This window comes from Streptomyces sp. NPDC088746 (genome assembly GCF_044751065.1).
In the GTDB taxonomy this organism is placed as follows: domain Bacteria; phylum Actinomycetota; class Actinomycetes; order Streptomycetales; family Streptomycetaceae; genus Streptomyces.
Genome location: NZ_JBIVLA010000010.1, coordinates 280,836 through 301,212, shown reverse-complemented (window position 1 = coordinate 301,212; position 20,377 = coordinate 280,836). Strand labels below are relative to the sequence as shown.

The 20,377-nt window shown below is 72.9% G+C and carries 14 protein-coding genes and 1 riboswitch; of the genes, 7 read left to right on the top strand and 7 right to left on the bottom strand.

Features of this window, described 5'->3' with window-relative positions:
* Positions 1–421: 421 nt before the first annotated feature.
* Positions 422–979 (bottom strand): MarR family winged helix-turn-helix transcriptional regulator, encoded by a 558-nt coding sequence (locus ACIP63_RS34345; RefSeq protein WP_099173040.1) that lies wholly within the window; start codon positions 977–979, stop codon positions 422–424.
* A 138-nt stretch (positions 980–1,117) separates the two neighbouring features.
* Between ACIP63_RS34345 and ACIP63_RS34340 the strand changes: the two genes are divergently transcribed.
* Positions 1,118–2,413, top strand: coding sequence for an MFS transporter (locus ACIP63_RS34340; protein WP_401523792.1), 1,296 nt, complete (start codon positions 1,118–1,120; stop codon positions 2,411–2,413).
* Between the two features lie 7 nt (positions 2,414–2,420).
* On the opposite strand, the gene ACIP63_RS34335 is transcribed toward ACIP63_RS34340, so the two are convergent.
* Together ACIP63_RS34335 and ACIP63_RS34330 are read right to left on the bottom strand one after the other, a co-directional pair.
* Positions 2,421–4,100, bottom strand: a complete 1,680-nt coding sequence (locus tag ACIP63_RS34335) for a SpoIIE family protein phosphatase (RefSeq protein ID WP_401523760.1) — start codon at positions 4,098–4,100, stop codon at positions 2,421–2,423.
* 333 nt (positions 4,101–4,433) lie between these two features.
* Positions 4,434–5,822: an NAD(P)/FAD-dependent oxidoreductase gene (locus tag ACIP63_RS34330; RefSeq protein WP_401523758.1), complete on the bottom strand. Its 1,389-nt coding sequence runs from the start codon at positions 5,820–5,822 to the stop codon at positions 4,434–4,436.
* A 384-nt stretch (positions 5,823–6,206) separates the two neighbouring features.
* Here ACIP63_RS34330 and ACIP63_RS34325 point away from each other — a divergent pair, with 384 nt between their 5' ends.
* Both ACIP63_RS34325 and ACIP63_RS34320 read left to right on the top strand, forming a co-directional pair.
* Positions 6,207–7,016 carry a TetR/AcrR family transcriptional regulator gene (locus tag ACIP63_RS34325; RefSeq protein WP_401523755.1) on the top strand — a complete coding sequence of 270 codons (810 nt, stop codon included), beginning with the start codon at positions 6,207–6,209 and terminating at the stop codon, positions 7,014–7,016.
* 346 nt (positions 7,017–7,362) lie between these two features.
* Entirely contained in the window at positions 7,363–9,276 is a 1,914-nt protein-coding gene (locus ACIP63_RS34320; RefSeq protein WP_401523752.1) for a sigma-70 family RNA polymerase sigma factor, read from the top strand.
* Here the strand turns inward: ACIP63_RS34320 and ACIP63_RS34315 are convergent.
* Both ACIP63_RS34315 and ACIP63_RS34310 read right to left on the bottom strand, forming a co-directional pair.
* A complete protein-coding gene (locus tag ACIP63_RS34315) occupies positions 9,263–9,394 on the bottom strand; it encodes a hypothetical protein (RefSeq protein WP_401523749.1) in 132 nt (43 codons plus the stop codon). The genes ACIP63_RS34320 and ACIP63_RS34315 overlap by 14 nt on opposite strands.
* Positions 9,395–9,433: 39 nt before the next feature.
* Entirely contained in the window at positions 9,434–11,545 is a 2,112-nt protein-coding gene (locus ACIP63_RS34310; protein WP_401523747.1) for an asparagine synthase-related protein, read from the bottom strand.
* 942 nt (positions 11,546–12,487) lie between these two features.
* Between ACIP63_RS34310 and ACIP63_RS34305 the strand changes: the two genes are divergently transcribed.
* The 4 genes from ACIP63_RS34305 to ACIP63_RS34290 all read left to right on the top strand — a co-directional run bounded on the left by ACIP63_RS34305 (position 12,488) and on the right by ACIP63_RS34290 (position 17,824).
* A complete protein-coding gene (locus ACIP63_RS34305; protein WP_401523744.1) occupies positions 12,488–13,984 on the top strand; it encodes a sporulation protein in 1,497 nt (498 codons plus the stop codon).
* A 199-nt stretch (positions 13,985–14,183) separates the two neighbouring features.
* The gene (lhgO, locus tag ACIP63_RS34300) at positions 14,184–15,440 is read left to right on the top strand and encodes an L-2-hydroxyglutarate oxidase (protein WP_401523741.1); all 1,257 of its coding nucleotides are present in this window, start codon (positions 14,184–14,186) and stop codon (positions 15,438–15,440) included.
* The gene (trmB, locus tag ACIP63_RS34295; RefSeq protein ID WP_401523739.1) at positions 15,433–16,305 is read left to right on the top strand and encodes a tRNA (guanosine(46)-N7)-methyltransferase TrmB; all 873 of its coding nucleotides are present in this window, start codon (positions 15,433–15,435) and stop codon (positions 16,303–16,305) included. The genes lhgO and trmB overlap by 8 nt, the downstream gene beginning before the upstream one ends.
* A gap of 70 nt (positions 16,306–16,375) precedes the next feature.
* Complete coding sequence (locus tag ACIP63_RS34290) at positions 16,376–17,824, top strand: PrsW family intramembrane metalloprotease (RefSeq protein WP_401523738.1); 1,449 nt, start codon at positions 16,376–16,378, stop codon at positions 17,822–17,824.
* 22 nt (positions 17,825–17,846) lie between these two features.
* Here the strand turns inward: ACIP63_RS34290 and ACIP63_RS34285 are convergent, their stop codons facing one another.
* Both ACIP63_RS34285 and ACIP63_RS34280 read right to left on the bottom strand, forming a co-directional pair.
* Entirely contained in the window at positions 17,847–18,791 is a 945-nt protein-coding gene (locus ACIP63_RS34285; RefSeq protein ID WP_401523735.1) for an aldo/keto reductase, read from the bottom strand.
* Positions 18,792–19,064: 273 nt separating this feature from the next.
* Positions 19,065–20,105, bottom strand: coding sequence for a M23 family metallopeptidase (locus tag ACIP63_RS34280; protein WP_401523733.1), 1,041 nt, complete (start codon positions 20,103–20,105; stop codon positions 19,065–19,067).
* Positions 20,106–20,116: 11 nt separating this feature from the next.
* Positions 20,117–20,269: riboswitch (cyclic di-AMP (ydaO/yuaA leader) on the bottom strand.
* Positions 20,270–20,377: the final 108 nt, after the last annotated feature.

Below are 20,377 nucleotides of genomic sequence, written 5' to 3'. Positions count from 1 at the left end.
GCTTCCCTTCGTTCTTGCGTTTCCGACTCTATCAGACTCTTTCGTGTCCGATTCCCGGCCGAAGCGGGTTCCTGCTCAATCGCTTTCCAGTTCTTTGCTTTCGCGTTTCCCTTTCCGGCGAGTCCGACTCTATCAGATCCTTTCGGGCCTGATTCCCAGTCAGCGGGGCTTGTCTTCCCGGCCCTCGGGCCGTTCCGACGCTCAAACTCTAGCGGATTCTCCCGGCGACTCATAATCGAGCCTTCGAATTGAATTTCGGCATGCCGAAATTCTCCCCGGTGGGAGATCGTGCTGAGTTTGGTTGCCGCATTCGCGGCGGGATCGGCTGCCGCAGAACCGTACCGGCTCCGTGACAACTCGAAGAACCTTACGGACGCGAGGGAGGCGTGTCAAGCCCCCCTCGCCGCCCCGCCGCAGACCGTCAGTCCAGGTCGGTGAGCCGGCCGCCGGCGTCCGGCTGTTCGTGTTCCACACGCCGCAGGAGGCGGATCAGGATCTCGCCCAGAGCTCCGCGTTCGTCACCCGAGAGGTCCTGGAGGAGGTCTTCCTCGAAGGTGGTGGCCATCCGCATCGCCTCGAGCCACTTCGTACGGCCCTCGTCGGTGAGCTCCACGATGACGCGCACCCGGTTGTTCTCGTCCCGGTCCCGCGTGACCAGGCCTTCGCCTGCCATGCGGTCGATGCGATGGGTCATCGCGGCGGGGGTGAGCCCGAGGCGCTTGGCGAGCTCTCCCGGGCCCAGCCGGTACGGGGTGCCGGAGAGGACCAGGGTCTTGAGGACCTCCCACTCGGCGTTGCTGATGCCGAGAGCGGCGACCTGTCTGCCGTAGGCGACGTTCATCCGGCGGTTCAGCCTGCCCAGTGCGGAGACGATCTGCTCGACCTGCGGGTCGAGGTCGCGGAACTCGCGCTGGTAGGCGGCGATCTGCTCGTCGAGGCTCGGCTCCTGGAGCTCGGGCTGCTCGGTGGTGTCAGACATGGCGGGCAGTATCGCACGCTCTTCATCGCCATCGAAGTCCTTCAGTGTGAAGAGTTCAGCATCTAACTTTAGTGTTAAAGTCTACGAGTCTGTGTTCTGAAGATTCGTTTCTTGAGGTAGGTGAGTGTGACCAGGGAGATGGGTGCAGCGCTGCGGCGGATCCAGGTGGGGAGCGCGCTGAGCGCGTTCGGCCTCGGGTTCACCGTCCCGTATCTGTACGTCTACGTGGCGCAGGTCCGGGATCTCGGTGCCGGTACGGCAGGTGTCGTGCTGGCCGTCTTCGCCATGGCGGCGCTGGCCGTACTGCCGTTCACCGGGCGGGCCATCGACCGGCGTGGCCCTCTGCCGGTGCTGATCGTCGCCGCCGTCGCGGCCGCCGTGGGCGCCTGCGCTCTGGGCGTCTCGAACGGTGTGACGTCCGCCGTGCTCTCCGCAGCGGTCCTCGGCGCCGGCACCGCGGTCATGCAGCCGGCCCTCGCGACGATGCTGGTGTGGTGCTCGAGCTCCTCGACCCGTACGCGCGCCTTCGCGATGCAGTTCTTCCTGCAGAACCTCGGCCTCGGCATCGGCGGCCTGGTGGGCGGGCAGCTCGTGGACGTCGACCGCCCGTCGAGCTTCACCCTGCTCTTCTTCATCGAGGCCGCGATGTTCGTGGTGCTCGGCGTAGTCGCGGCAACGGTGCGCATGCCGCGTTCCCCCTCCCTCGCGGAGGCGGTGCCCGCCGACGGCACGGCGCCCAAGGCGGGACTGCGGGTACTGCTCTCGCACAGGGCCATGGTGCAGCTGTGCGTCCTGGGCTTCGTGATCTTCTTCGCCTGCTACGGACAGTTCGAGTCCGGCCTCGCCGCCTACGGGACCGAGGCCGCCGGGATCGACCCGTCCACCCTGGGGATCGCGCTGGCCGCCAACACCGCGGTCATCGTCGTCGCACAGTTCGTCGTGCTCCGTCTCGTGGAACGGCGGCGGCGCAGCAGGGTCATCGCGTGGGTCGGTCTGATCTGGGCCTTCGCCTGGATCGTGGCGGGGTACGCGGGCCTCGGGCACGGCAGCCAGACCATGGCGACGGCCGCGATGATCTCGACGTACGCCCTGTTCGGGCTGGGTGAGTCGATGCTGTCGCCGACAGTGGCACCGCTCGTCGCGGATCTGGCGCCGGAGGCCATGGTCGGTCAGTACAACTCGGCGTTCGCCCTGGTGAAGCAGTTGGCCCTGGCCGTCGGGCCCGCCGTGGGCGGTCCCATGGGGGCCGCGCTGCACGGGCCGTACATCGTGACCTTCGTGCTGTTCTCGCTGGGCATCACCGTGCTGGCGCTCAGGCTGGGCCGTCAGCTCACTCCCGTGCAGGACAACCCGTCGCTCGCGACGGTGCCGTCCCGGGTGGTCGCCGTGTCGCTGCCGGAGAGCGAGCCGGTCACCGCACCCGTCGTGCGCTGAGCCGGGGTCAGTCCGGGAGCGCGAATTCGCACCAGACGGCCTTGCCGCCGCCCGGGGTGCGGCGACTGCCCCAGGACGTGGCGATCGTCGCCACGATGGAGATGCCCCGTCCCGCCTCGTCGGCGGGTTCGGCGCGGCGGCGCCGCGGCAGGTGGTCGTCCCCGTCCGTCACCTCGATGATCAGGCGGCGGTCCGTCCGGCGCAGGCCGAGGCGCATGGGCGGGGTGCCGTGCTGGAGGGAGTTCGCCACGAGCTCGCTCGCGGCGAGGACCCCCAGGTCGCAGAGGGCAACGGGGAAGCGCCAGGACGTCAGGACCCCTGTGGCGAAGGCGCGGGCCCTGGGAGCCGCCTCGATGCCGCCGAGCAGTTCGAGCGAGGCGTTGTGGAAGAGCTCCGCGCTCGCTCCCGTGCGGGCGGGGTGCTGGACCACGAGGACCGCCACGTCGTCGTCGTGCTCCGCGGTGACGCCCAGGGAGCGGATGAGCCGGTCGCAGACCACCTGGGGCGATCCCTTGGCGCCCGACAGGGCGCGCTCCAGGGCGGCCACGCCCTCGTCGATGTCCTCGCTACGGCGTTCGACCAGACCGTCCGTGTAGAGCACGGCCGTCGAGCCGGGCGGCAGGGGGATCGTCCCCGAGGTGTGGACCCAACCTCCCGTACCTCCCGTACCGAGCGGCGGCCCTGTCGGGTCCTCGGCGCGGTGGACCGTGCCGTCCTCGTCGCACACGAGGATCGGGAGGTGTCCGGCGGAGGCGTAGACGAGGTGCCCCTCGTTGGGGTCGTGGACGGCGTAGGCGCAGGTGGCGATCTGGCTGGCGTCGATCTCGGCGGCGAGCACGTCGAGGAGCTGGAGCACCTCGTGCGGCGGAAGGTCGAGGCGCGCGTAGGCGCGGACGGCGGTGCGCAGCTGGCCCATGACGGCGGCGGCCCGCACACCGCGCCCCATCACGTCGCCGATGACGAGCGCGGTGCGGCCGGCGCCCAGGGTGATGACGTCGTACCAGTCGCCGCCGACCGCCGCGTCCGTGCCGCCCGGCTGATAGGTGGCGGCGATGCGCAGGTCGTCCGGCTGTTCGAGGTCCTGCGGGAGCAGGGAGCGCTGGAGGGTGACTGCGGTTTCACGGTGGCGGCGCTCGCTGGCGCGGAGTCTCTCCGCCGCCTCCGCGTGGTCGGTGACATCGGTGGCGTAGACGAGGACGCCCGCCTCCCCGTCAGGTCCTTCCGGGGCACCGACGGCCACGGGGGTACAGGTCACCGTGTAGGAGCTGCCCGCCAGGACCTTGCGGGACTTGACCGTACGCGGAGTGCCGCTGCGCAGGACCTGGTCCATGAGGGGCAGCAGGCTGAGCTCGCCCAGCTCGGGCATGGCCTCGGCCGCGGGTGCGCCGCAGGGGCGTGGGCCGAAGGCCGAGGTGTAGGCGGGGTTGACGTAGGTGATGCGGTGCTCGGGGCCGTGGAGCAGCGCGACGGGGGCCGGGAGCCTTCCGAGGAGCTCGCCTGCCGACAGGGCTTCCAGGGAGGGACCCGTGGCGGGGACGGGGGCTTCCGAGGTGTCGTCCGGCGGAGTGACCGCGGTCTTCGGCCGTACGGATTCGGCGCGGGCGGCGGGTACGGAACTGTGGTCGTCCCGCGCGGCGGCTCGACGCTGCGTTCCGGGAATGCGGGCGCTCCAGCGCGTGAAGTTCACGGAATTTCTGGCCTCGTGTGTCGGTCTGGTCCGCTCGGGCGAGCTGCTTCTTCTGCTGGTCCTGTGGCCGGTGGTCCCCTGCCGGCTCGCATGCCGGGTCGGGGCGCCGGGGCCCGGCTTCCGGGAACGCGCGGCCGGGCCTCTTCGTGCTGGTGGTCTTCGCTGCCGGTCACTGTAGGTGACTGCCTGCCGAGTAACTCTGTGCAGGTGTGAGCCCACCTATGGTCACACGCCCAGTGTGACCGACCGTACTGACAGTTGCCGAACGGCAGTCGGTCCATCCGCTGAATTACGGCCCCTCCCGGGGCGTCGCGGTGCGCGGGGAACCGCGGATCAGCCGGACGTGTCCGGTGGCCTGCCGTTCTTCGGCGGGGTGTCTCCGGGAGGCCCCGGGTGCGCGTGTCCCCGGGCCGCGAGGGCGAACTCCGCGCGCGGGTGTTCGAGCGAGCCGAGGGAGACGATCTCTCGTTTGAAGAGTCCGGCCAGGGTCCACTCGGCAAGGACACGCGCCTTCCGGTTGAACGTGGGTACGCGGCTGAGGTGGTAGACGCGGTGCATCAGCCAGGCCGGATAGCCCTTGAGCTTGCGCCCGTAGACGTGGGCCACGCCTTTGTGCAGGCCGAGCGAGGCGACGGAGCCCGCGTACGAGTGCCGGTAGTCCTCGGCCGGCCGGCCGGCGAGCGTGGCCACGATGTTGTCCGCGAGGACCTTGGCCTGACGCACCGCGTGCTGGGCGTTCGGCGCGGTGTCGGTGCCGGGCTCGGACGAGGTGAGGTCGGGGACGGCCGCCGCGTCACCGGCGGCCCAGGCGTGCTCGGTGCCGTCGACCGAGAGCGTGGTGGTGCAGCGGATGCGGCCGCGCTCCGTGAGCGGGAGGTCGGTGGCCGCGAGGATCGGGGCGGGTTTGACGCCCGCGGTCCACACCAGGGTGCGGGTGGGGAAGCGGGAGCCGTCGCTGAGGACGGCGACACGGCCTTCGCAACTGTCCAGACGGGTGTCGAGCCGTACGTCGATGTTGCGGCCCCGCAGTTCCCTGACGGCGTACTTGCCCATCGCCTCGCCGACCTCGGGGAGGATCCGCCCGGTCGCCTCGACCAGGATCCACCGCAGGTCCGAGGGCTTGATGTTGTGGTAGTACCGCGAGGTGTAGCGGGCCATGTCCTCGAGCTCCGCGAGCGCCTCCACACCGGCGTACCCGCCGCCGACGAAGACGAAGGTGAGCGCCGCGTCGCGGATGGCGGGGTCCCGGGTGGCGGAGGCGATGTCCATCTGTTCGATGACGTGGTTCCGGAGTCCGATGGCCTCCTCGACGGTCTTGAAGCCGATGCCGAAATCGGCGAGGCCGGGGACCGGCAGGGTGCGTGACACGGATCCGGGCGCGAGGACGATCTCGTCGTACGGGATCTCGAGGGCGCCGGTGCCGTCCTCGCCGGTGGCGAGCGTCGTGACCGTCACGGTGCGCTTGGCGTGGTCGACGCGTTCCGCCTCGCCGATGACGATCGTGCAGTTCTTCAGGACCCGGCGCAGGGGCACGACGACGTGGCGCGGCGAGATCGAACCCGCGGCGGCCTCCGGCAGGAAGGGCTGATACGTCATGTAGGGCTCGGGCGTGACCACCACGATCTCGGCCTCGCCGCTTTTCAGTCTCTGTCGCAGCTTCCGCTGGAGACGCAGCGCGGTGTACATCCCGACGTAGCCGCCGCCGACGACGAGAATGCGCACACTTGGCCGGGTGCCGGGGGGTGTCCCCCGGGAATCTGGTGCCATCACCTTCCCATGACGCAACGGAGTCCGGTGTTTGTCCACAGGCCCGGCAAATTGTGTGACCGGAGCTCTTCGATCACCGGGCGGCTCCCTGCCTCTGCCCGTTTCCGGAGTTGCGCAGGTCAGATGCGGCGGCAGGGCGGGTCCGCAGGGGTTGAATCAGGGTCCAACCGGTCCTTGCTCCGATCGGGGGGCGCTCCGTGCGGAACTACCCCCTTCTGAATTGACCCGGGCTCAACTATGTTCGTACCCCGTCGGGGTGTCGGATTCGGACCTAGGTCCACACGCCGGCTGATACGGCGGGGAAGTCTCCGGGGGGAGACGTCATAACCGGGGGAAGTTATGCACATTCAGGATTTGCATGGGCCGAGCGCTGTCACCTCTTCCAGTGAGGACCACGGGCGGCTGAGCCCCGTGGGGGCGGTCGGTACGGTCGCGGGGGCGGGAGCGACGGGCGGCACGGCCCGTTCCGCGCCGCTCCGCGTGGACGCACAGCGCAATCTCGAGCACGTCCTGCGTGCCGCGCGTGAGGTGTTCGGCGAGCTGGGTTACGGCGCACCGATGGAGGACGTGGCGCGCCGCGCACGGGTGGGCGTCGGTACGGTCTACCGGCGTTTCCCGAGCAAGGACGTGCTGGTGCGCCGGATAGCCGAGGAGGAGACGGCGCGGCTGACCGATCAGGCGCGCTCGGCCCTCGGCCACGAGGACGAGCCGTGGTCGGCGCTCTCCCGCTTCCTGCGCACCTCGGTGGCGTCGGGCGCGGGCCGGCTGCTGCCGCCGCAGGTGCTGCGCGTCGGGGCGGAGCACGAGGAGGCCCAGATACCGGGCCCCGGTGCGGCCGACGGCGAGACGCGCGTCCCCCATCAGCGGCAGGGAGTGGCACAGCCCGGCTTCCAGGTGGCCGGCGGGCACTCCGCGGGCGAGGAGGGGCTCGGCGACGACCCCGGGGCGGCCGAGCTGCTCGAGGTCGTGGGCAGGCTGGTGGACCGGGCCCGTGAGTCGGGTGAGCTGCGGGGCGATGTGACGGTGGGCGATGTGCTGCTGGTCATCGCCACAGCGGCTCCGGCTCTGCCGGACCCCGCGCACCAGGCCGCCGCTTCGGCCAGGCTGCTGGACATCCTGCTGGAGGGGCTCCGCTCCCGCCCGGCGTAGACGCTCGGACGCGGGTGCGCCGCGCGACCACCGCGTGGGCGCGGCTGCCCGTGGGCGCGGCTGCCCGTGGGCGCGACCACCCGTAGGCACACCGTGCGGCCGCACCGGCAGGCCGGCGGGCCGGCGGGCCGGCGGGCCGGCGGGCCATGGGGCACGCTCCCGGGCGGCCGACACCTGGGCGGGCGGGGGGCGTTGCTCCTGCCCCGTCGGGGCCATGTCACCCCCGGGGCAGGGGAAGACACCCCGGACGAGTGGTTGCTCCCGCTTCAGGGTTCGTCGCCGCGTGGCTCTGTGGCACTGTTGCCCCGGTATTCGGGTCCGCAGGTGTATTACGGGGGCTTCCGCGATGAGCGGTGAAGCGCAGCAGGAAGAACCGTCCGACGGTATCGCCGCCGCGAACAAGGAGGGTGGCGGCACCGTGCTGCCCGGTCCGTGGCCGCCGGCGCCCGCCGATGACGGCACGCCGCCAGGGCCCGTCGCGGAGACCGATACCGCGTACGCGGTCCCTCTGCAGCGCGAGGGGCGCGCCGGCTCGGCCGATCTCGGCCCCTCCGACGCGCTGTTGATCCAGGGCATGCGCGCCGGTGACGACCAGGCGTACGAGGAGCTCTTCCGGCGCCACTCCGGTGCGGTGCGGCGCTACGCCCGTACGTGCTGCCGGGACGCGCACACCGCCGACGACCTGACGGCCGAGGTGTTCGCCCGGACGCTGCAGGCGGTGCGCGGTGGGAAGGGGCCGGAGGAAGCCGTCCGCGCCTACCTCATGACGGCTGTCCGCCATGTCGCCGCGGCGTGGACCAGGAGCGCGAAGCGCGAGCATCTCGTCGACGACTTCGCGGTGTTCGCCGCGCAGGCCACCCGCTCCGCCGAGCTGTCGGAGACCGACACCCTCGACCTCGGCGCCGATGTGCTGGCCATGCACGAGGCGGACCGGTCGATGGCCATGCAGGCGTTCCGCAGTCTGCCGGAGCGCTGGCAGGCCGTGTTGTGGCACACCACCGTGGAGGAGGAGTCGCCGAGCGAGGTCGCCCCCCTCTTCGGCCTGACGGCCAATGCCACCGCGGTGCTTGCCGTCCGGGCCCGTGAAGGGCTCAAGCAGGCCTATCTGCAGGCCCATGTGAGCCAGTCGCTGACAGCGGGCGGCGACTGCGCCCGGTACGCCGACCGGCTCGGCGCCCATGCCCGGGGCGGCCTCCGGACCCGGGCGGAGCGCGGGCTGCGCAAGCATCTGGACGAGTGCGCGAAGTGCCGGGTCGCCGCCGGTGAGCTGGACCGTGTGAACGCGGGCATCCCGGCGCTGCTTCCCGTCGCCGTCATCGGCTGGTTCGCCGCGGGCTATTCGCTCAAGGCGGCCGGCATCGTGGCGGGCGGCGCGGCGGGGGCGGCCGGCACGGGAGCCGCCGCTGCCACGGGCGGTGCGTCCTCCGGAGGAGGCACGGCGGGCGGCGCCGCCTCGGAAGGCCTCGGCGCTCCGCTGAAGGCGGGAATCGCGGCCGCGGTGGCCGCGGTGGCCGCCGCCGGTCTCGTGTGGGCCCTGGTCGGCGAGGACCGGCCCGCGCCGGAGGAGAAGCCGGTGGCCAAGCCGCCGGTCGCGGCACCCGCCGCCCCCACTCCCCCGCCGGAGCCGACACCGAGCCCGCAGCCGCCGGCCCCGCCCGCCGCACCGGCGCCCGCGGCACCTCCCGCCCCGGAGCCCACCCCGACGCCGACTCCCACGCCGCCGACACCGACGCCGCCCCCTGAGAAGAAGCCGACACCGGCCCCCACGCCCACGCCCACCCCGGCCCCCTCCGCCCCGAAGGAACCGCCGCCGCCCGCGCCGGAGGTCTACCAGGTCAACGAGCTGGCGTACTCCCTCACCGGCGATCACACGGGCCCCGAGATCCTGCTCGGCCGGAGCAGCGGTGTGTTCTGGCAGCGCAACGGGCTGTCGATCGCCTCCACGACGTACGCCCACGGGGTGACCGCCCCCTCCACCTCCTCGGTCGCCGTCCAGCTCAACCGGGCGTGCACCCGCTACGAGGCGATGGCCGGGGTCGACGACCTGACCCTGGGGATCGGCGCCGTGCGCTTCTCCGTACGTGACGACGACGGGACGCCGCTGTGGCAGTCCCCGGTGCTGCGGGGCGGTGAGCCCGCCGTACCGGTGAGCGTCGGCATCGCGGGCCGGGAGACCATCCGGCTCGTCGTGGAGCCGTCGGGGCCGCTCGGCGGGGTCGCGCTGGCCGACTGGGCGCAGTCGCGCATCAGCTGCGGCTGAGCCCCTCGGCGGCCTCGGCGGTCAGGAGGCCGAGGACGTCGTCCGGTGTCAGTCCGAGCCCCAGGGCGCTCTCCCGCTCGTAGCGCGCCCCGGTGACGCCCAGGATCGGATACCGCACCTGCTCATTGTGTCCCCGGCGGGCGCGGGTGAAGTGCCCTCAGGGCTGCAGGGTGCGGCGGGCCGGGACGACGCCGCCCGCCACCGCTCGCTGCCGCGGGGCCGCCGTGCCGGTCCAGCAGGTGCCCCGGCGGGTGACCAGACGGCGGAGCCAGAGTTCCGTGGACGCCAGCTCGGCCAGGCCGTCCAGGGGAAGCGGCTCGCCCTCGGAGGCCGCGCGCAGTGCCTTGCGCACGACGCGTGCCTCGATCAGCCCGGCGTCGGCCAGCAGCGGGGCGTCGAAGAGGGCGATGAGATCCGGCAGGGCGGCACGCAGGCCGATGCGTCCGGCGGCGTTCGAGGTGGCCTGTGACGGCGTTCCCCAGCCGGGCGGCAGGTCGTGGATACCGGCGCCCGCGAGGACCCGGCGCAGGATCGCGGCGCGGGCGCCCGGCTGGACCCGCAGCGATTCCGGGAGGGCGCGGGCGGCCCGCACGACCTGGTTGTCGAGGAAGGGGGCGTGCAACCGCTGGCTGCGGATCTCCGCGGCCTGCTCCAGGATCCGCTGGTCGGCCGCGTGCCGGGCCAGCGCCGCTCGGGCCCTGGCCTCCCCCGGGCGCTGGACCGAGGCGGGCCGGATGGCCGCCTCCTGGAGGCGAACCGATACTTCCGCGAGCGCCTCCCCGGTGAGCCAGCGCGCGGCCGGCCCCGGCCGGGACCAGGTGAGGGAGGCGAGCGAGGCGTCGGCCGGGGTGTCGAGGTCGGGGGCGTCACGATTGGCGTCGGGCAGCAGGGACGCCGCCGTCTCGAGCCCGGTGCGGTACGACGTACGGGCAAGCCTGCGGGCGGCCCGGTAGACGGCCAGCGGCACGAACAGGGAGTGCGTGGAGGGCCCTTCGGCCCTGGCGAGCGCGGCGACGGGCCGCAGCAGGTGACGTCTGCGCCGGTCCATGAGGAGGTCGGCGAGCCGCGCCGGATGGGCGTCCAGGACCTGACGGGCGCCGTGGCCGACGAAGTGGTCCGCGCTGCCCGCGGCCAGCCGGCGGCGGTGGCGTTCGGCGACGACGAGGGACGGGGCGGGCTCGTCGGTGAGGGGGCCGCTCTCCAGGGACGCGTACGGCAGGGCCTCCTCGCCCGCCGCCACGACCACATGGTGCAGCCGGGGGTTGGCCGCGATGACCCGGGCGCGCTCCAGCTCGTCCTCGCGGCCCTGCGTGGACAGGTCGTTGAAGGTGACGGCGAGGAGCCGTTCCCCCGCCCCCGTGCCGTGGCCCAGTACGGTGCCCGGCAGCCCGGGCAGCCCCGCGGCCAGCAGGGCGAGCGTGGCGGAGGCGCTGCCCCCGGAGAGGTCCGCGCCGATGCCGGGTACGGGCGCCCCACGGGCCGCACGGCGTTCGGCGGGCCCCATGCCGGGGACGGGCCCGGGGTCGGGCGGCATGGTCTCCGGGGCGTGGCGGGGGGCCGTGAGCCGTGCCCGTACGGCGTCGACGAGCGCGTCCCGCACACCTTCGACGGCGCTCACCGGATCGGTCTGGGCGGCCGCCACGGCCAGCGAGGCCACCGCCTCGTACCCGGTGATCTCGCGCGAGCCCTCGCGGAGGATCAGCGCGTGCCCGGGCGGGATCCGCTTCACTCCCGCGTACGGTGTGCCGTCGCCCAGCGCCTCCGGTGTCTCGGGGCAGGCCAGCAGCGCGGCGAGGTGGCCGATGTCCAGCTGAGCCTCGATGAGGTCGGCGAGCGGGAGGGCGGCGGTGGCGTACGCGGTGCCGTTGGCCCAGGGCGTGTGGAAGACGGGCCGGGCCCCGGCGAGGTCTCCGGCGACGGTGATGCGGCGGCCGATCTGCACGACGGCCGTGTAACTGCCGGACCAGGCGGTGAGATGCCGCAGCGCCCCGCCACGGGCGGCCAGCAGCCCGACGCGGAGCTGTTCGTCGGTGGCCCCGCAGCAGCCGAGGACGGCGAGGCGGGTGGTGGGCGCCCCCTCGGGGGTCGCGGCCGTGATGATGCGGATCTCGTCAGGACGCCAGTCCCCCACGGCCCAGAGCGGATCCGGGTCCCCCCACAGGAGTTGGGAACCCACCGGCTGGACGGTACGCCCGTCCCCGTGGTGGCCGACCGCGCCCACGGTGCCGAAGCTCGCGGCGATACTGCTCCACCCCACCAACCAACGCATCGCCGCCTCCACAGGCTGTGGACGAACCGGCGTACCAGGACATGGGAACGCCGTTGCGGGACATGCTGCCACGACAACGGCGCCCTGGAGGGGGTACGGGCGGCGCACACCGGATGCGCATGCGCCCCTGGCAAGAGCCTGGCCACGGCTCCACCCGGCGCCCCACAACGCAAGCGGATGCTCCAGGAGTTGCGGCGCCCGGCCCCGAGTGCCGCCCCCGCCCCGGCAGGGACGCGGAACAGACGCGATCCGGCCATAGTCGGGCGGCTTCGTCACGCCCCGCCCGACCGGCGCTATTCGGCCATTCTCGGCTCGCGACGGAACCGGGTGTTTCGCTCAGGACAGCGCGCCGAGGGCGCACACCGCACGGCCCACCCGGGGGCCGTTCTCGGGTCTCCCGGGGGCCCACGGCTCCGCCCCGGACCACGGTCCGAGGTGCGGCGACGTGCGGGCCGGCGCATCCCCCCGGTGCGCCGGCCCGCACGACCGCTTCTCCGAACCCCGCCCGTGCGGCGCACAGTCCGGGAGGTGTTCGTCACCTCCCGGACCGGTTCGCCGCCCGCGGGGATTGGGGCGGCGGTCTCCCCCAGCCCGCCGAGTCCAGTTCAGCGGGCCGACCCACGCAGGATCCATCGAAGCGCTTGCGCAACGGCCGGACCAGAGCGCACGGCCGGGCGCACGGCCACACATCAGGAGCACGGCACCCACGCCCCGCACCGCACGGACAACATTCCCGCCATACGGAGGTCTGCCCCTTAACGGTGGGGATGCGGCGAACTACGCTGGGTTTACCGATGTTCTCAGCAGGGCGGCATATTCCACGGGGCTCGGCCAAATGCGTGTGCGGCCGGAGTGCCCGGGACCGTCCCTGGGGAGAACACGGTACGAATGCCGCGCGCCTCACGGTGACGCGGCGGCCGTCTGTGTGTCGAGGGGTGGCGCATGTCCAGGGAGCAACGCGGGCCGAACGAGAAGCTCGGCACGGTTCTCGCCCTCGCGGGAATCAGCAACGCCGGGCTCGCCCGGCGGGTCAACGACCTCGGAGCACAGCGCGGGCTGACACTTCGTTACGACAAGACGTCGGTGGCCCGGTGGGTCGCCAAGGGCATGGTGCCGCAGGGTGCCGCGCCCCATCTCATCGCGGCGGCGATAGGGGCCAAACTCGGCCGTCCCGTCCCGCTGCACGAGATCGGGCTCGCCGACGCCGATCCGGCGCCGGAGGTCGGTCTCGCCTTCCCCCGCGACGTGGGTGAGGCGGTCCGCTCGGCGACGGATCTGTACCGGCTGGATCTGGCGGGCCGACGGGGCGGCGGAGGGATCTGGCAGTCGCTGGCGGGTTCCTTCGCCGTGAGCGCCTATGCGACCCCCGCGTCCCGCTGGCTCATAACCCCCGCCGATCCGTCGGTCGCACGGGACCCGACCGCCGCGCAGGCCGCGATCCTCGGCACGGAGGGCGCACCCGGCGCGCAGTCCGGCGTGCCCGTCCAGCCCGGCCCGGACACCGCCGCCGACGGTCCGCTGCTGCGCGTCGGCCACAGCGACGTGACCAAGCTGCGCGAGGCAGCCCAGGACGCGCGCCGGTGGGACTCCAAGTACGGCGGCGGCGACTGGCGTTCCTCCATGGTCCCGGAGTGCTTACGGGTCGACGCCGCCCCGCTCCTGCTGGGCTCGTACAGCGACGAGGTGGGCAGGGCGCTCTTCGGCGCCTCGGCCGAGCTGACCAGGCTCGCCGGGTGGATGGCCTTCGACACCGGCCAGCAGGAGGCCGCCCAGCGCTACTACATCCAGGCGCTGCGCCTGGCCCGTGCCGCCGCCGACGTGCCGCTGGGCGGATACGTCCTGGCGTCGATGTCCCTCCAGGCGACCTACCGGGGCTTCGCCGACGAGGGGGTCGACCTCGCGCAGGCCGCCGTCGAGCGCAACCGCGGGCTCGCCACCGCGCGGACCATGAGCTTCTTCCGGCTCGTGGAGGCGCGCGCCCACGCGAAGGCCGGCGACGCACCGGCCGCGGGGGCCGCTCTCCGCGCCGCCGAGAGCTGGCTGGAGCGCTCCCGGGCCGGCGACTCCGACCCCGCGTGGCTCGGGTTCTACTCGTACGACAGGTTCGCCGCCGACGCCGCCGAGTGCTACCGCGACCTCAAGGCGCCCCGTCAGGTGCGGCGCTTCACCGAGCAGGCCCTGTCGAAACCCACCGACGAGTTCGTCCGCTCCCACGGACTGCGGCTCGTCGTGTCCGCGGTCGCCGAGCTGGAGTCGGGCAACCTCGACGCCGCCTGCGCGGCCGGGACGCGGGCGGTGGAGGTGGCCGGACGCATCTCCTCGGCGCGCACCACCGAGTACGTACGCGACCTGCTGCACCGCCTGGAGCCGTACGGGGACGAGCCCCGCGTGGCCGAGCTGCGGGAACGGGCCCGTCCGCTCCTCGTCGCCCCCGCATAGGCCTGTCGCCCCGGCACAGGCCCTTCCCGGGCGGGGCCCCGGGGCTCCACCGGTACGCCCCGGTTTCGCCGGATCCGGAGAAGGCCCGGGGCGGGTCCGGGGAAGGCCCGGGGGAGAAACGTCCCGCCACGCAGACGCCTTCCCTGGTTTGAGCCCGTTGTCAGTGGGTCAGTGCACTATCGGGGTGGGAGGTGGCGTGATGATGACGCACGCGGCGTACGACTGCGATGTGCTGGTGATCGGTGGCGGAATCGTCGGTCTGTCGACCGCGTACGCGATCACGCGCACCGCGCCCGGGACCAGGGTCACGGTGCTGGAGAAGGAGTGGGGCCCGGCCAAGCACCAGACGGGACGCAACAGCGGGGTGATCCACAGCGGCATCTACTACGCGCCGGGCTCGCTCAAGGCGCGCTACGCGGTGCGGGGCGCCGCCGAGCTGGTGGACTTCTGCGCGGAGCACGACATCGCCCACGCGGTGACGGGCAAGCTGATCGTCGCGACCGACAGGGGAGAGCTGCCCCGGCTGCACGCCCTGGTGCAGCGCGGACGGGCCCACGGCCTGCCGGTCCGGGAGCTCGGCCCCGCCCAGATCGCGGAGTACGAGCCACGGGTGCGCGGCCTCGCGGCGATCCGGGTGGGGACGACGGGGGTGTGCGACTTCACCGCGGTCGCCGTCCGGTTCGCCGCCGAGGTGAGCGCCTCGGGCGGCCGGATCCGTTACGGCGCGGAGGTCGTCGCCGTCGACCGGCGCCCCTGGGGTGTCGCGGTGCGCACGGCCGACGGCCAGGTGGTCAGGGCCCGTGTGCTGGTCAACTGCGCGGGACTGCACAGCGACCGGGTGGCGCGTCTCGCGGGCGACGATCCGGGCGCGCGCATCGTGCCGTTCCGCGGGGAGTACTACGAGCTGGCCAGGCCGGAGCTGGTGCGGGGGCTGGTCTATCCGGTCCCGGACCCGGCGTTCCCCTTCCTCGGGGTCCATCTGACCCGGGGCGTCGACGGCACGGTCCACGTCGGCCCGAACGCCGTGCCGGCCCTGGCCCGCGAGGGATACGGCCGGGCGGTCGTCCACCCGCGCGAGCTGGCCGCCACCCTGGCCTGGCCCGGCTCCTGGCGGATCGCCCGGCGCCACTGGCGGTACGGGGCGGGCGAGGTGCACAGATCCCTGTCGAAGAGCGCGTTCACCCGGGCCGTGCAGCGGCTGCTGCCGGAGGTGACGGAGGCCGATCTGCGGCCCTCCCCGGCCGGGGTCAGGGCCCAGGCGGTCCTGCGGGACGGCACGCTGGTGGACGACTTCCTGATCCGGGACGCCCCGCACACCGTGCACGTGCTGAACGCCCCGTCCCCCGCCGCGACCGCGTCCCTGCCCATCGGGAGGGAGGTGGCGCGACGGGCCCTGCTGCGGGCTCGCGCGACGGGGTGGGCGCCTCCCGCCGTAGAATCGGGTCATTGTGTCTGAGCCCCTGAACCCCACCCCAGAGACGCCCGGCGCCGCCGCGGAGACGCCCGGCGCCACGCCGGAGACCGGCCCCGGTGCCACGCCGGACGCGGACGCCGCGGAGCGGCGCGCCGCCTCCTTCGAGCGACAGCGCAGGCTGCGCCAGGAGCCCCGCTTCCCCGGCGGCCCGGCCGCCGACCCGGCGGGCTCGCACCACGAGCGCCGGATCCGCAGCTTCCAGCCCCGCCGCAGCCGGGTGACCGCCGGCCAGGAGGACGCCCTCCAGCGGCTGTGGCCCAAGTGGGGCCTGGACATCGACGGCAAGGGCGTCCTCGACCTCCCCACGCTGTTCGACGGCCTCCCGGTGGTCCTGGAGATCGGCTTCGGCATGGGCGAGGCGACGGCGCAGATGGCGGCCGACGACCCCGGCACCGGGATCCTGGCCGTCGACGTCCACACCCCCGGCCAGGGCAACCTGCTGGGTCTCGCGGACCGGGCCGGGGTGTCCAACGTCCGTGTCGCCAACGGCGACGCGATCATCCTGCTCCGCGAGATGCTGGAGCCTGCCGCTCTGGACGGGCTCCGGGTGTATTTCCCCGATCCGTGGCCCAAGAAGCGGCACCACAAGAGGCGGCTGATCCAGCCGGAGTTCCTCGACCTGGTGGCGCGACGGCTGAAGCCGGGCGCGCTCGTCCACTGCGCGACGGACTGGGAGCCGTACGCGGAGCAGATGCTGGAAGTCCTGACGGCCCACCCCCTGTTCGAGAACACCCAGGCAGACGGCGGCTACGCGCCGCGGCCCGCGTTCCGGCCGCTGACCCGCTTCGAGGGCCAGGGCCTGGACAAGGGCCACGTCGTGCACGACGTGCTGTTCACCCGTCGCTGATCAGCCACGCACCGCCCTCTCGGCCACGGCGGCATGGCCAGGTGTCAGTGACCCTCGTTAGGGTCGTCGGGTGTACCAGGGGTCCGTGCAGCACCAGCAGCCGGACGTCCCGGTTCTCGAGGAGCAGAAGCTCGACGAGTTCCTGGGCGCCGTCCCGGAGCGAGGCCAGTGGCGTTACCGGCCCCGCCGCGTCGGCATGGTCTGGCGCAGCAAGGCGTTCCGCGCCGGTGCGCTGATCACGGTGCTCGCGCTCTGCGGTCTGGTGATCCTGGCCCTGGTGCGCCGGCAGACGGGCACCGAGGGCTTCCTGGTGGGGCTGGGGCTGGCCGTGCTGCCCGTGCCGCTGCTGATGGCGGCGTTCCGCTGGCTCGACCGGGTCGAGCCGGGCCCCTGGCGGAACCTGCTGTTCGCGTTCTCCTGGGGCGCGTGCGCCGCCGCCCTCGTGGCGATCATCGCCAACTCCTTCGCGACCCGGTGGATAGCGACGGCCACCGCGGACCCGGCGGGCGCCGACACCCTCGGGGCCACGGTCGTCGCCCCGGTCGTCGAGGAGAGCGCGAAGGCCATCGCGGTCCTGCTGATCTTCCTCTTCCGCAGACGGCAGTTCGGCGGGATCGTCGACGGCATCGTGGTCGCCGGGTTCACCGCGACCGGCTTCGCCTTCACCGAGAACATCCTCTACCTGGGCAACGCCTTCGGCGAGGACCAGCAGATGGGGACCACGGGCTTCGCCTCGGTGACGGCGGGGACGTTCTTCGTCCGCGTGGTCATGTCGCCGTTCGCGCACCCCTTGTTCACCGTGCTCTCCGGCATCGGCTTCGGCATCGCGGCGCTCGGCGGCTCGCGCCACCGGGTGCGCCGGGTCGTCCTGCCCCTGCTCGGGCTCACCCTCGCCATGGGCATGCACGCCCTGTGGAACGGCTCGTCGGCCTTCGGGCCGTACGGCTTCTACGCGGTGTACGGCGCGTTCATGGTGCCGTGCTTCGGGCTGGTGACCTGGCTGGCGGTCTGGTCACGCCAGCGGGAGCTGCGCACGCTCTCCACCGAGCTGCCGGTGTACGCGGCGGCCGGCTGGCTGACCCCCGCCGAGCCGCTCGCACTGGCCTCGATGCGGGCGCGGGGCATGGCCCGCGACATGGCCAGGCACTGGAACAGCCACCCGGACCGCGCCCGGGGCAGGGCCGCGGCCCGCGCCGTCGCGGAGTACGAGTCGTTCGCCACGTCCCTGGCCATGCTGCGCCGGAGGGCACGCCATGACGGCGCGGGCCCCGACTTCGCCCTCCGCGAGCAGGAGTTGCTGCACCATCTGTGGCAGCGCCGGGAGACCGCGGCGCCGGCTCTGACGTACGCGGCCCACGCGACGGGGCGGCTACGCACCTTCCGCCCGCAGGCCCCGCCGCCGTTCCCCCGTCAGTTCCCGTACGGCGGCCCGCCGCAGCACCTCCCCGCACCGCACCGGCACTACGGCGGCCACAACCCGTACCTGGAGGACGGCGGGCGCCCCGCCGGTCCGTCCTAGGCGGGCGCCCCGCCGGTCCGTCCTAGGCGGACGCCTCGGTCAGCTCCGCCAGCTCCCGGTCGGTCAGCCGGAGTTCCGCCACCGCCACCAGCGCCGGCAGCTGCTCGACCGTACGCGCGGAGGCGATGGGCGCGGTCACGGTCGGCCGCGAGGCCAGCCAGGCGAGGGCCACGGTGGCGATCTCCGCACCGTGCTCCTGGGCGATCCTGTCGAGCGCCGCGAGCACCTTGCGCCCGCGCTCGGTCTCCAGGTGCTTGGCCGCACCCTCGGCCCGCGCGCTCTCGACCGAGGCGCCCGCCCGGTACTTGCCGGTGAGGAAACCCGCGGCGAGCGCGAAGTACGGGACGGCGGCGAGACCGGAAGCGGCCGCCGTGTCCTGGAGCGCGCCCTCGTAGGTGTCGCGCGAGACGAGGTTGTAGTGCGGCTGCAGCGCGACGTAGCGGGCGAGGCCCTCGCGCTCGGAGAAGTCCAGGGAGGCCTGGAGCCGCTCGGGGCTGATGTTGGAGGCGGCGATCTCCCGGACCGTGCCCGCCTTCACCAGCTGGTCGAGCGCGGTGATGATCTCCTCGACGGGGACGCTCTCGTCGTCGAAGTGCGTGTAGTAGAGGTCGATGTGGTCGGTGCCGAGCCGGCGCAGGGACGCCTCGGCCGCCGCCTTGATCGTGGTGGGCGAGAGGCCCTTGTACGCGGGATGGGCGCCGACCTTCGTGGCGATGACGACATCGTCGCGGCGGGAGCGGGCCGCCAGCCACTTGCCGATGAGGGTCTCCGACTCACCGCCCTCGTTGCCCGGGACCCAGGCGGAGTAGGAGTCGGCGGTGTCGATGAAGTTGCCTCCGGCCGCCACGTACGCGTCGAGAACGGCGAAGGTGCGGTCCTCGTCGGCCGTCCAGCCGAAGACGTTGCCGCCGAGGGCGAGGGGGAAGACCTGGAGGCTCGAGGAACCGAGCGGGCGCAGAGAAGTCATACCCGGCGACAACGATCCGACTGAGGCGACTATTCCGTTTAGGGCCCGGACAGACCGACGGCCCTGACGTCGGGGGGTGGTGCGTCAGGGCCGTCGGGGTTCCGGTGCGCCGCGTGCGGCGCCGGCGTCCGAACGGGGTCGGTCAGCCGGCCCGACCAGGATCGGCCGGTGACCGAACGAAACCGGTCAGCGAAACCGGTCAGCGGGACCGGTCAGCCGGTCCGATCGGGAAAAGCCGGTCTCCGAGCGGGAGGAGCCGGTCTGCGAGCGGGATCAGATCGAGAGACCCTTGCTGCTCAGCCAGCCCATCGGGTCGATGCCGGTGCCGTCCGGGGTGTGGACCTCCAGGTGGAGGTGCGGTCCGGTCACGTTGCCGGTGGCGCCGACGCGGCCGATGGTCTCGCCCGTGGTGACCTTCTGTCCGGCGGTGACGTCCATCGAGGACTGGTGGCAGTACCAGATCTCCGTGCCGTCATCGAGCTCCAGGACCGTGCGGTAGCCGTACGAGCCGGACCAGCCGGCCGACTTCACGGTGCCGCTGTGCACGGCCTTGACCGGCGTGCCGGTAGGAGCCGCGAAGTCCAGGCCGGTGTGGTGGCCGGACGACCACATAGAACCGGACTGCCCGTAGGTCGAGGTGATGGTGTACGAGGAGGTCGGAACGGCGTAGCTGGCGGCGAGCTTGGCGAGGCGCTCGGCCTCGGCCTTCTTCTTCGCCGCCTCTTCGGCCGCCTTCTTCTTCGCGGCGGCCTTCGCCTCCGCCTCGCTCTGCTGCTTCGCCGCCTCGGCCGCGGCCGCCTCGGCCGCCGCCTGCTCCTCCGCCGCCTTGGCCTCGGCCTCGGCTCCGGCCTGCTGCTGCTCGGCCTGCTGGAGGATGCGCGCGCGGAGCGCCTCACCCGCGTCGGTGGTGCCCTGCTCGGCCTCGGCGGCGGTGATGCCCGCGCTCGTCAGCGGGGCGGACGCGGCGACCGTCTCGTGGTCCGCGTCGGTGTCGCCGGACATGAACGCACCCACGCCGGGAAGGGACTTGGCGTCAGGGAGATTGTCCGCGATGGAATCGGGAAGAGAAATGGAGACCGGCGGCTTGCTCTGGGCGGTGGCCATGCCACCCGCTCCGACGGCCGCGATGACGCCGACGCCGAGGACGGTGGAGCTACGGGCGAGACCGCGCTGCTTGGCCACGCGGTGCCGGCCGCGTACGGGACGGATGGACTCCTCGGTGGGGTTCCATTCCTCCCAAGTCCTGTCCTCGTGACCGAGGCTGTCGGCCCTGAAGGATGACGGGGCCTCGGGGGCAGGCTGATTGGACGCCACGTGGGCGCACTCCTTTCCTTCCTTCTCGCCTACCGGGTTAGCTGACGGGTTCGGAGCAGGAAGGTCTCCTACGGACCCCTTCGCCTCTCGCGAGACACAGGTGTCCGATTCACCCCATGTAGGTGGTTCCCCGGTTCCCTTGCGGAATTCGGCGCTGCGCACGGTGCCGTCTCTTGCGACGGCGGGTACAACCGCGCTGCGTTATCGAACGTTAATAGACACCCGGGTCCGATTCCAAGCTGTTCCCGTAGATCAGTCATGGCTGCGGCCTG

What these genes read in the sequence shown, in the direction of transcription:
- ACIP63_RS34345 (WP_099173040.1), bottom strand. Translation starts at nt 979, where the DNA reads ATGTCTGACACCACCGAGCAGCCCGAGCTCCAGGAGCCGAGCCTCGAC.
- ACIP63_RS34340 (WP_401523792.1), top strand. Translation starts at nt 1,118, where the DNA reads ATGGGTGCAGCGCTGCGGCGGATCCAGGTGGGGAGCGCGCTGAGCGCG.
- ACIP63_RS34325 (WP_401523755.1), top strand. Translation starts at nt 6,207, where the DNA reads ATGCACATTCAGGATTTGCATGGGCCGAGCGCTGTCACCTCTTCCAGT.
- ACIP63_RS34320 (WP_401523752.1), top strand. Translation starts at nt 7,363, where the DNA reads ATGAGCGGTGAAGCGCAGCAGGAAGAACCGTCCGACGGTATCGCCGCC.
- ACIP63_RS34310 (WP_401523747.1), bottom strand. Translation starts at nt 11,545, where the DNA reads ATGCGTTGGTTGGTGGGGTGGAGCAGTATCGCCGCGAGCTTCGGCACC.
- ACIP63_RS34305 (WP_401523744.1), top strand. Translation starts at nt 12,488, where the DNA reads ATGTCCAGGGAGCAACGCGGGCCGAACGAGAAGCTCGGCACGGTTCTC.
- lhgO (WP_401523741.1), top strand. Translation starts at nt 14,184, where the DNA reads ATGATGACGCACGCGGCGTACGACTGCGATGTGCTGGTGATCGGTGGC.
- ACIP63_RS34285 (WP_401523735.1), bottom strand. Translation starts at nt 18,791, where the DNA reads ATGACTTCTCTGCGCCCGCTCGGTTCCTCGAGCCTCCAGGTCTTCCCC.